The organism is Streptomyces sp. (assembly GCF_035563135.1).
GTDB lineage: Bacteria > Actinomycetota > Actinomycetes > Streptomycetales > Streptomycetaceae > Streptomyces.
In genome coordinates this window covers 1-10276 of record NZ_DATMVN010000610.1, presented here as the reverse complement: position 1 = coordinate 10276, position 10276 = coordinate 1, and the positions used below count along the sequence as shown (strand labels likewise).

Annotated in this window: 10 protein-coding genes; 6 read left to right on the top strand and 4 right to left on the bottom strand. The window is 73.2% G+C overall.

Annotation, left to right across the window (positions count from 1 at the left end; genetic code table 11):
* The first annotated feature begins 98 nt into the window (after positions 1–98).
* On the top strand, positions 99–893 hold the full coding sequence (locus VN520_RS27220) for an SDR family NAD(P)-dependent oxidoreductase (protein ID WP_325749598.1): 795 nt from the start codon (positions 99–101) through the stop codon (positions 891–893).
* 54 nt (positions 894–947) lie between these two features.
* Here VN520_RS27220 and VN520_RS27215 read toward each other — a convergent pair whose 3' ends face one another.
* The 4 genes from VN520_RS27215 to VN520_RS27200 all read right to left on the bottom strand — a co-directional run bounded on the left by VN520_RS27215 (position 948) and on the right by VN520_RS27200 (position 5829).
* A complete protein-coding gene (locus VN520_RS27215; RefSeq protein ID WP_325749597.1) occupies positions 948–1799 on the bottom strand; it encodes a DMT family transporter in 852 nt (283 codons plus the stop codon).
* Complete coding sequence (locus VN520_RS27210; RefSeq protein ID WP_325749596.1) at positions 1796–2170, bottom strand: YbaK/EbsC family protein; 375 nt, start codon at positions 2168–2170, stop codon at positions 1796–1798. The genes VN520_RS27215 and VN520_RS27210 overlap by 4 nt, the downstream gene beginning before the upstream one ends.
* An 87-nt stretch (positions 2171–2257) precedes the next feature.
* On the bottom strand, positions 2258–3886 hold the full coding sequence (locus VN520_RS27205; RefSeq protein ID WP_325749595.1) for a penicillin-binding transpeptidase domain-containing protein: 1629 nt from the start codon (positions 3884–3886) through the stop codon (positions 2258–2260).
* A 176-nt stretch (positions 3887–4062) separates the two neighbouring features.
* Positions 4063–5829 carry a dolichyl-phosphate-mannose--protein mannosyltransferase gene (locus tag VN520_RS27200; protein ID WP_325749594.1) on the bottom strand — a complete coding sequence of 589 codons (1767 nt, stop codon included), beginning with the start codon at positions 5827–5829 and terminating at the stop codon, positions 4063–4065.
* A gap of 53 nt (positions 5830–5882) precedes the next feature.
* Here VN520_RS27200 and rsmI point away from each other — a divergent pair, with 53 nt between their 5' ends.
* From rsmI to VN520_RS27175, 5 genes are all read left to right on the top strand, one after another.
* On the top strand, positions 5883–6779 hold the full coding sequence (gene rsmI / locus VN520_RS27195; RefSeq protein ID WP_325749593.1) for a 16S rRNA (cytidine(1402)-2'-O)-methyltransferase: 897 nt from the start codon (positions 5883–5885) through the stop codon (positions 6777–6779).
* A gap of 172 nt (positions 6780–6951) precedes the next feature.
* Positions 6952–7350, top strand: coding sequence for a hypothetical protein (locus VN520_RS27190; protein ID WP_325749592.1), 399 nt, complete (start codon positions 6952–6954; stop codon positions 7348–7350).
* 32 nt (positions 7351–7382) lie between these two features.
* Complete coding sequence (locus VN520_RS27185) at positions 7383–8249, top strand: TatD family hydrolase (protein WP_325749591.1); 867 nt, start codon at positions 7383–7385, stop codon at positions 8247–8249.
* A gap of 149 nt (positions 8250–8398) precedes the next feature.
* A complete protein-coding gene (gene rsmA, locus VN520_RS27180) occupies positions 8399–9271 on the top strand; it encodes a 16S rRNA (adenine(1518)-N(6)/adenine(1519)-N(6))-dimethyltransferase RsmA (RefSeq protein ID WP_325749590.1) in 873 nt (290 codons plus the stop codon).
* Positions 9268–10188, top strand: a complete 921-nt coding sequence (locus VN520_RS27175) for a 4-(cytidine 5'-diphospho)-2-C-methyl-D-erythritol kinase (RefSeq protein ID WP_325749589.1) — start codon at positions 9268–9270, stop codon at positions 10186–10188. The genes rsmA and VN520_RS27175 overlap by 4 nt, the downstream gene beginning before the upstream one ends.
* Positions 10189–10276: the final 88 nt, after the last annotated feature.

The following is a 10276-nucleotide window of genomic DNA, read 5'->3' as shown; positions in this document are numbered from 1 at the left end:
TCGGGCATCGCGCTCGGTTATGTGACGAACGGTCTGCAGAAGGGAGTTACCGCTGACCCTCGTGCTCAGGCCCTGGTCAGAGCAGTACGGTCGGCGCTATGACTCCTCCTCGCTTCCACAGCCACACCGCGCTCCTCACCGGCGCGGGACAGGGCATCGGGGCGGCCACCGCCCGCCGGCTCGCCTCCGAGGGCGCGGCCGTCCTGGTCACCGACCTGGAAGCCGGCCGCGCCGAACGCACCGCGGCCGGTATCCGTGAGGCGGGCGGCACCGCCGAAGCCCTGGCCTGCGACGTGGGCGACCGGGCGGCGGTCGACGCGGCGGTGGCCCACGCGGTCGCCGCCTTCGGCCGGCTCGACGTCCTGGTCAACAACGCCTACGCCAATCACGAGGACGCGCCCCTCTTCGAGGACGAGGAGGACGAACCCTGGGCCCGCACCCTCGACACCACCCTGACCGGCCCCTACCGCTGCTCGCGCGCCGCGCTGCCGCACCTGGTGGCATCGGGGCGAGGCGCGATCGTCAACATCGGCTCCGTCAACGGGGAACAGGACTTCGGAGGCCACGCCTACAGCGCCGCGAAGGCGGGCCTGGCCTCCCTCACCCGTACACTGGCCGGCCATGCGGGCCCGCGCGGGGTCCGCGTCAACCTCGTCGCCCCCGGCACGATCCGCACGGACGCCTGGGCGGGCCGCGACGACGACCTGGAGCGGGCGAGCGCCCTCTACCCGCTCGGCCGGATCGGCGAGCCGGACGACATCGCGTCCGCCGTCGCCTTCCTCGCCTCCCGGGACGCGGCCTGGATCACCGGCACCACCCTGCGGGTGGACGGCGGCCTCCTGGCCGTCAACAGGGGGTTCCGCGCGGCGATGGCGGGGGACACGGAGGGCTGACGGGGCCCTTCCGCACCTCTCCGGCACAGCGACGGCCTCTCCGCTCCTGCCCGCTCAACCCGTGTGCAGCATCAGCCCGATGCCGACGACCATCAGTCCGGCCGCCGCGATCCGCGGCGCCCCGAACCGTTCCTTGAAGAACAGGGTGCCCATCACGGCACCGACGATGATCGAGGACTCGCGGAGCGCGGCGACCGGAGCGAGCGGGGCCTTCGTCTGCGCCCACAGGACGAGCCCGTACGCCCCGACCGACAGGGCCGCGCCCAGCAGCCCCCGGAGGGCGAACGGGGCGAGCTGGGAGGCCAGTTCGCCCCGGCGGCGCCAGAACGCGTAGGCGGGGATGGCGATCCCCTCCAGGATCATCAGCCAGGCGACGTAGCCGAGCGGCGTCCCCGAGGCGCGTACCCCGACGCCGTCGACGGTGGTGTAACCGGCGATGGCCAGGCCCGTGGCGAGGGCCGCCAGGACCGCGAGCCGGGGAGGCCGCTCGCCGGAGCCGCGGATTCCCCACAGAGCCAGCCCCACGAGCCCCGCCGAGGCCACCGCGACACCCGCCGTCGCCCAGCCGTCCGGGCGCTCCCCGACGAACACGGCGGCCAGGACCGTCACGACGAGCGGAGCCGTACCCCGCGCGATCGGATACATCTGGCTGAAGTCGCCCAGGCTGAACGACCGCATCAGCAGCAGCATGTACGCCACGTGCAGGCCCGCGGAGACGAGCAGATACGGCCACGCCCCGGCGGCCGGGAGCGGCGCGAAGCAGGCCAGCACGGTTCCGATCAGCGCTCCACCGCCGGAGATCAGGGTGAAGGAGACCACCTGGTCCCGGATGGCGTGGGCGATGGCGTTCCAGCTCGCGTGCGTGATCGCGGCGGCCAGGACGGCCGCCACCACCAGCGGGGTCACGCGGTCCGCTCGCGCACGTCCACCACGGTGCCGCCGGCATGCGCGATCAGGCTCTCGGGGCCGGGCGGGAAGACCGTGTGCGGGGTGCCCGCGGCCGCCCGTACCACCGCATGGCGGAGCAGCCCCCGGCCGGCCGGCACCCGGGTCCTCGTCCGGTGCCCGAAGGGCGGTACGCCGTCCGCCTCGAAGATCGGGGACTTCACGATCTGGCCGAGTCCGCACCCGACCGCGGCGGCGGCCTCGGCCGCGGTGCGGGTGGCGTCGGGGAAGCGGCGTACCTCGACGTCGAGGCCCAGTTCCCGGAGGGCCTCGGCGAACCGGGGGCGGGCGGCGGAGGAGGCCGTGGCGGGGGAGGTGTCGGAAGCGCTCATGCCCGCACGCTACTGAACCGCCCCACGGGCGGACCACAGCGTTTCCGGGCACCGGAGGCGTGGTCCGCCTTCGGCGTCGCGGTCCTGCTACGAACCCGCGCGCAGCACCGCCGCCACCACCGGGCCCGCCGCGTCGCCGCCGTGCCCGCCGGACTGGACGACCGCCGCTGCCGCGAGGTCGTCGCTGAAGCCGGTGAACCAGCTGTTGGACGTGGCCTGTCCGTCGACCTCGGCCGAGCCCGTCTTGGCGCCCTTGTCGCCGCCGACCGAGGCCATGGCCGTCTTGCCGGTGCCCCAGGAGGCGGTGGCCCGCATCATGTCGTTCAGCTGCCGGGTGACGTTCTGCGACAGCGAGCGCGAGGCGGTGGCGAGCTGCCGGTCGTCCAGGGACTCCGGGACGATCACGGGCTGACGGAACGTTCCGTTGCGGGCGGTCGCCGTGACGGACGCGATGTTGAGCACGTTCATCTGGACGGTGCCCTGGCCTATGTACTGGGCCGCCGCCTCACCGCCGGTCTCCTCGGGCACCTTGCCGTCGAAGGAGGTGATGCCGGTCTTCCAGTCGAGGCCGATCCCGAAGACGTCACGGGCCTCCTCGGCGAGCGCGGCGTCGTCCTTCGTGTCGTCGATCAGCTTGATGAAAGCGGTGTTGCACGAGCGCGCGAAGCTCGTGGTGAACGTGTCGGTGGGCGGGAGCTCGAAGTGGTCCAGGTTGTGGAACGTCCGGCCCTGCCAGGTCGCCTCCTTCGGGCACTCGACCGGACTGTCCGCCGTGACCAGGCCCTTCTCCAGGAGCATCGCCGCGGTCATGATCTTCAGTGTGGAGCCGGGCGCCTGCGTGCCCTGCATCGCCGCGTTGAAGCCGGTCGCCGGGTTGTTGGCCACCGCGCGGATCGCCCCCGTGGACGGCTTCACGGCGACCACCGACGCCCCGCCGAACTGCTTGACCGCCTTCTCCGCCGCCGCCTGGGCGTCCGCGTCGAGTGTGGTCTCCAGCTTGCCGGGCTTCCCCTCGGCGAGCGTCAGCAGCGTGGTGTCCGGGAGCTGTTCGTCCGCCGGCTCGATCCAGGTCTCGATGCCCGGTGAACCGCCCGCCTTGTCGCCGTACTTCTCGCGCAGGCTGTCCAGGATCGGCCCGAGCGAGGGGTACGTCTCCTTGTCGAGCACCTCGCCGTCGTGGTCGACGGCCTCGATCGCCGCCGTCGAGGACTCACCGGTCCTCAGCACCGCCCCCTCCGTGAGCTGCGGGTGGATCACCGCGGGCTGCCAGTCGACGAGGGCCTTGCCGGTCGTCAGGCCGCGCACCACGGTCAGCTCGGAGGAGTACGACCAGGGCTTGGTCCTCCCCTCGTAGGAAACCGTCGCCTTCACGGTGTACGGCACCTTCGCGCCGACGGCGGCGCCCGGCGTGATCACCGCCTTCGTGACGTGGGCCTCGTCCGCGTAACCGGCCAGCAGGGGCTCGGCGGCGGTCTCGTTGTTCGTGAGCAGGGCGGCGGCCGGCGCGTCGCCGGACGCCCACGCTTCCAGGAAGTCCTCGGCGGTCTCCTGGATCTCCTCCTCGCCGGGCGGCCCGGTCCTCACCTCCGAGGCCGCGGCGGCGGCCGCCGTACCCTCGCCGCCTCCCAGCACCACCTCGTGCACGCCGTAACCGAGGCCTCCGGCCACCAGCACGAACACCCCGCCGACGATCGCGACCTTCGCTCCACCGCGCATCTGTGCAGTCCCCCTCCCCAGGTGCCTTCTTGAACATGTTCAAGAAGGTCTTCTCCTGGCACTTTACGGGACACCCGTGAAGCCTGAGGCGGTTGTTACCTGACCGCGACGCGCAGGGGAGAGCGCTTTCGCGGGTGATCCGGACGCCGGTGGCCCCACGGCCGGGCTGTACCCCGCTACACCCAGGTGTCCAGCCACATCCGCTCGCGCCAGGAGGTGTCCGGGATCGACGTGCCCGTGTAGAGGGGCCAGAAATAGACGAAGTTCCAGATGATCAGCAGCACCAGGACACCCGCCGCGACCGCGCCCAGCGTGCGTCTGCGCTCGCCCGCCGGGTCGGCCTTGTCCAGGCCCAGGTGGTGTCCGGCGCCCGTGCCGGCCGCCGGGCCCAGGAGCGCGCCGACCATCATCGTGACCGCGAGGCACAGGAAGGGCACGAACACGACCGCGTAGAACAGGAAGATCGTCCGCTCCTGGTAGAAGAACCAGGGCACCCAGCCCGCCGCCACCCCGCACGCGATCGCGCCCGCCCGCCAGTCGCGGCGGAAGGCCCAGCGCCACAGCACGTACAGCAGTGCCACGCACGCCGCCCACCACAGCAGCGGGGTGCCGAGCGCCAGGACCTCGCGGGCGCACTTGCCGGTCTCCGAGGTGAGGCAGCCCGTCTTCTCCTCGTAGAAGTACGAGACCGGGCGGCCCAGCACGATCCAGCTCCACGGATTGGACTCGTAGGTGTGGCCGGAGGTCAGGCCGACGTGGAACTCGTAGACCTGGTACTCGTAGTGCCACAGGCTGCGCAGCCAGTCCGGCAGCCAGGTCCAGCTGCCGCCCTTGCCCTCGGTGGCCGCCCAGTTGCGGTAGTACCCCTTGTCCGTGACGATCCAGCCGGTCCACGAGACGACGTACGTGCCGATCGCCACCGGGACCGTGGAGACGAACGCGGGCAGCAGGTCCCTGAGGGCCACGGCCCGGTACGGCTGCACGGCGCCCGCCGTGCGCCGCGCGCCGACGTCCCAGAGCACCGCCATCACCCCGAAGGCGGCCAGGATGTAGAGCCCGTTCCACTTCGTGGCGAAGGCCAGGCCGAGCATCAGGCCGGCCGCGATCCGCCACGGGCGCAGGCCGAGGCGGAGCGTCTCGGCGATGTGGGCGTCCGGACGCAGCAGCCCTTCCTCGTCCACCGGGAGGGCGGCGGCCAGCGTGCGGCGGGACCGGTCGCGGTCGATGAGGAGGCAGCCGAAGGCCGCGAGCACGAAGAACATCAGCACCAGGTCGAGCAGCGCGGTGCGGCTCATCACGAAGTGCAGCCCGTCGACGGCCAGCAGGGTGCCCGCCAGGCAGCCCAGGAACGTGGAGCGGAACAGCCGGCGGCCGATACGGCACAGCATCAGGACCGAGAGGGTGCCGAGCACCGCCACCATGAAGCGCCAGCCGAACGGGGTGAACCCGAAGAGCTGTTCGCCGAACCCGATGATCCACTTGCCGACCGGCGGGTGGACGACATAGCCCGGGTCCACCGGGATGTCCACCGAGGACGGGTCCTTCAGGATCAGCTTGTCGACGTCCTTGGGCCACGAACCCTCGTACCCCTGGTTGACCAGGGCCCAGGCGTCCTTGGCGTAGTACGTCTCGTCGAATATCACCGCCTTCGGGCTGCCCAGGTTCCAGAACCGCAGCACCCCGGCGACCAGGGCGACCAGCAGCGGCCCGCCCCAGGCGGACCAGCGCACCAGGCGGCCGGCGAGGGCCGGGGGCACGGCGAGCACGTTCCAGAACTGGCGGCCGGGCCGGGCGTAGGGCGGGACCAGGCGCTCGCGCAGCCCCGTCTCCGGCCGCGGGGAATGGCCGAAGCGGCGCAGCCGCTGCTGCCAGGAAGGCGGCTGGTCGCCGGTGTGATCCCCGGCGTCGTTGCCCTGCCGGGCCTCGGGCGCAGTACTCGTCACCGCGCCATCGTAGGGAACGCGCCTGTGCGAGTGGTGCCATCCGTGCTGGGAGGATGGCTGATGTGACTGGAACGACTGGAACGCTCGTACTCGCAGGGACCCCCATCGGTGACGTGGCGGACGCCCCGCCACGGCTCGCCGCCGAGCTGGAGACGGCCGACGTCGTGGCCGCCGAGGACACCCGGCGGCTGCGCCGCCTCACCCAGGCGCTGGGCATCCACACGACGGGGCGTGTCGTGTCCTACTTCGAGGGCAACGAGTCGGCGCGTACGCCCGAGCTCGTCGAGGCGCTGGCCGGCGGCGCGCGCGTCCTGCTCGTCACCGACGCCGGGATGCCGTCCGTCTCCGACCCCGGCTACCGGCTCGTCGCCGCCGCCGTGGAACAGGACATCAAGGTCACCGCCGTACCGGGCCCGTCGGCCGTGCTGACGGCGCTCGCGCTGTCCGCCCTGCCGGTGGACCGCTTCTGCTTCGAGGGCTTCCTGCCGCGCAAGGCGGGCGAACGGCTCGGGAAGCTGCGCGAGGTCGCCGACGAGCGCCGCACGATGGTCTTCTTCGAGGCCCCGCACCGGCTGGACGACACCCTGGCCGCGATGGCCGAGGTGTTCGGGGCGGACCGCAGGGCCGCCGTCTGCCGGGAACTGACCAAGACGTACGAGGAAGTGAAGCGCGGCCCGCTGGGTGAGCTGGCCCTCTGGGCGGCCGAAGGCGTGCGTGGCGAGATCACCGTCGTGGTCGAGGGCGCCACGGACTCCGGGAACGAAGGACTGGACGACACCGAGCTGGTACGCAGGGTGCAGGTGCGCGAGGAGGCGGGCGAGCGGCGCAAGGAGGCCATCGCGGCGGTCGCCGCCGAGGCGGGGCTGCCCAAACGCCAGGTGTTCGATGCGGTGGTCGCGGCAAAGAACGCGGCTCGGACCGGCCAGGAACAGGGCAAGGGACTAGCCTGAAAGGTAAAGCCCGAGCCGCGTACCGGGCACGCGGGCCACGGATCGGCCAAAAGCGCCCCAACACTCGGCAGACCCGGTGCGCCGCCGCCGGTGGAGGCGTCCACTTGAGGGTGGGACGCACCGACCGGAGTGCTTGTCCGGAGTGCTTGTCCATCGGACAAGAGGAGCAGGCATGAGTGACATCGCAGCGACCACCGTGCACGAGGCGTACGCCTTCGCCTGTATGAGATGCGGGCACGGCTGGGAACAGGCCTACGACATAGAGCACCACATCGACGGCTCGGGCAACGCGTACGTGCTGTACAAGGCGGACGGGGAGCGCGTGCCCTCGCCGCTGTCCACCCCCACCTGCGCGAACTGCGGCGCCCACGTGGTCCGGATCATGCGCGCGGGCCGGGTCTCCACCGTCCAGCAGCTGCTCAGGCCCCGGGGGACCGCGCGTCCCCGGCGTGCCCCCGCGGACGACGTCCCCGGCGGGGCGGCCGTGACCACCGCCGTTCCGGCGGCCCCCGGCCCCGGGCCACGCCACCGGCAGCTGTCGGATCTGCTGCATCCCTTCCACCGGCGCTGAGAGAGGGCTCGCGGCCTCGTAGAGTCGTCGGCATGAGCCGTACCGACGCCCCGCCGCTGCCCGATCCCCTCCGGGTCCCGGTAGCCGATTCGCACACCCATCTGGACATGCAGGACGGAACGGTCGAGGAGGGCCTCGCCCGGGCCGCCGCCGTCAATGTGACCGCCGTCGTCCAGGTGGGCTGCGACGTGAAGGGCTCGCACTGGGCCGCCGGGACCGCCGCCGCGCACCCGTCCGTGCACGCCTCCGTCGCCCTGCACCCCAACGAGGCCCCGCGCATCGTGCACGGGGACCCCGAGGGCTCGGCGCGGCAGGGGGCCAGGGAGCCGGGCGGCAGAGCCGCCCTGGAGGAGGCGCTCGCCGAGATCGACGCCCTGGCCGCCCTCGACCACGTACGGGGTGTCGGGGAGACCGGGCTCGACCACTTCCGTACGGGCCCCGAGGGCATGGCCGCCCAGGAGGAGTCCTTCCGCGCGCACATCGAGATCGCCAAGCGGCACGGCAAGGCCCTGGTCATCCACGACCGGGAGGCCCACGCGGACGTCCTGCGCATCCTCGCGGACGCCGGGGCGCCGGAGCGGACCGTCTTCCACTGCTACTCCGGGGACGCCGACATGGCCCGGATCTGCGCGGCGGCCGGCTACTTCATGTCCTTCGCGGGCAACGTCACCTTCAAGAACGCGCAGCCGCTGCGTGACGCGCTGGCCGTCGCCCCCGCCGAGCTCGTGCTCGTCGAGACGGACGCCCCCTTCCTCACGCCCGCCCCGTACCGCGGACGGCCCAACGCCCCCTACCTGATCCCGGTCACGCTCCGCGCCATGGCCGAGGTGAGGGGCACCGACGAGGACACCCTGGCCGCCACCGTCTACGACAACACCGCTCGGGCGTTCGACTTCTGAGGTCCCTAAGACCTCTGCCGCCCGCACAGCACCCGGGCCGGTACGTCGGGCAGTCGCACGACGGGGCCGTCGTCCTGCGGGGGACACGCGGCTGCGGCCCCGCGCCGGGCGGCGGCCCCCGGGCCCCGCGGCGGCCGTAGGCTTAACGGGTGAGCACCACAGAGCCCGACGCCCTCCTGGGCCCCGCAGACATCCGCGAGCTGGCCGCAGCGCTGGGCGTACGCCCCACCAAGCAGCGCGGTCAGAACTTCGTCATCGACGCCAACACGGTCCGCAGGATCGTACGGACCGCCGAGGTGCGGCCCGACGACGTGGTGGTGGAGGTCGGGCCCGGCCTCGGCTCGCTGACCCTGGCCCTGCTGGAGGCGGCCGACCGGGTCGTCGCCGTGGAGATCGACGACGTGCTCGCGGGCGCCCTGCCGGCCACGGTCGCCGCACGCCTCCCGGAGCGTGCCGACCGCTTCGCGCTGGTCCACTCCGACGCGATGCTGGTCACGGAGCTGCCCGGCCCGGCGCCGACCGCGCTCGTCGCCAACCTGCCGTACAACGTCGCCGTGCCGGTCCTGCTCACCATGCTGGAGCGCTTCCCCACCATCGAGCGGACACTCGTGATGGTGCAGGCCGAGGTCGCCGACCGGCTCGCCGCCAGGCCCGGCAACAAGGTCTACGGCGTGCCGTCGGTCAAGGCCAACTGGTACGCCGACGTCAAGCGCGCCGGGTCGATCGGCCGCACGGTGTTCTGGCCCGCGCCCAACGTCGACTCCGGGCTGGTGTCCCTGGTCCGGCGCACGGAACCGATCCGTACGACCGCGAGCCGGACCGAGGTCTTCGCCGTCGTGGACGCCGCCTTCGCCCAGCGCCGCAAGACGCTGCGCGCCGCCCTGACGGGCTGGGCCGGCTCCGCACCGGCCGCCGAGGCGGCCCTGACCGCCGCCGGGATCTCGCCGCAGGCGCGGGGCGAGGCGCTGACCGTCGAGGAGTTCGCCGCCATCGCCGAGAACAAGCCGGAGCTTCCCGCATGACCAGCAGCGTCACCGTCCGCGTACCCGCGAAGGTCAACGTGCAGCTCGCGGTGGGCGCGCCCCGCCCCGACGGCTTCCACGACCTGGCCAACGTCTTCCTCGCCGTGGGCCTGTACGACGAGGTCACCGTCACCCCCGCCGACGCGCTGCGCGTCACCTGCTCCGGACCGGACGCCGATCAGGTCCCGCTGGACGCCACGAACCTCGCGGCCCGCGCCGCGATCGCGCTGGGCGCCCGGCACGGCATCGCCCCCGATGTGCACATCCACATCGCCAAGGACATCCCCGTCGCCGGCGGCATGGCGGGCGGCAGCGCCGACGGAGCCGCCGCCCTGCTGGCCTGCGACGCCCTGTGGGCCACCGGCGCCACCCAGGAGGAACTCCTGGAGATCTGCGCCGAACTGGGCAGCGACGTGCCGTTCAGCCTGGTCGGCGGGGCGGCGCTCGGCGTCGGCCGCGGTGAGCAGCTGACCCCTGTCGAGGTCGGCGGCACCTTCCACTGGGTCTTCGCCGTCGCCGACGGCGGACTCTCCACCCCCGCGGTGTACGGCGAGTTCGACCGGCTCACCGCCGGCACGCGGGTGCCCGAGCCGGCCGCCTCCCCCGCGCTCCTGACCGCCCTGCGCGAGGGCGACACCACCGCCCTCGCGGACGCCCTCGGCAACGACCTCCAGGCCGCCGCCCTCTCCCTGCGCCCCTCGCTGGCGGACACCCTCGCCGCCGGTACCGGGGCGGGCGCCCTGGCCGCGCTGGTCTCGGGCTCCGGGCCGACCACGGCGTTCCTCGTCGCGGACGAGGAGTCGGCACGGAAGGTGGCCGACGCCCTGCTGGCATCGGGCACCTGCCGCAGCGCACGGATGGCGGTGTCCCCGGCGGCGGGCGCCACCGTCGTCCGGCAGCGGGGCGCGGACGGGTAGGCGGGGCTGCTCGAAGCACACACCGGGCCGCTGATCGCCGTCCAGGTGAGCGCCCCCGCCCCCGCCGCCGTGGCGACAGCGCTCGGCG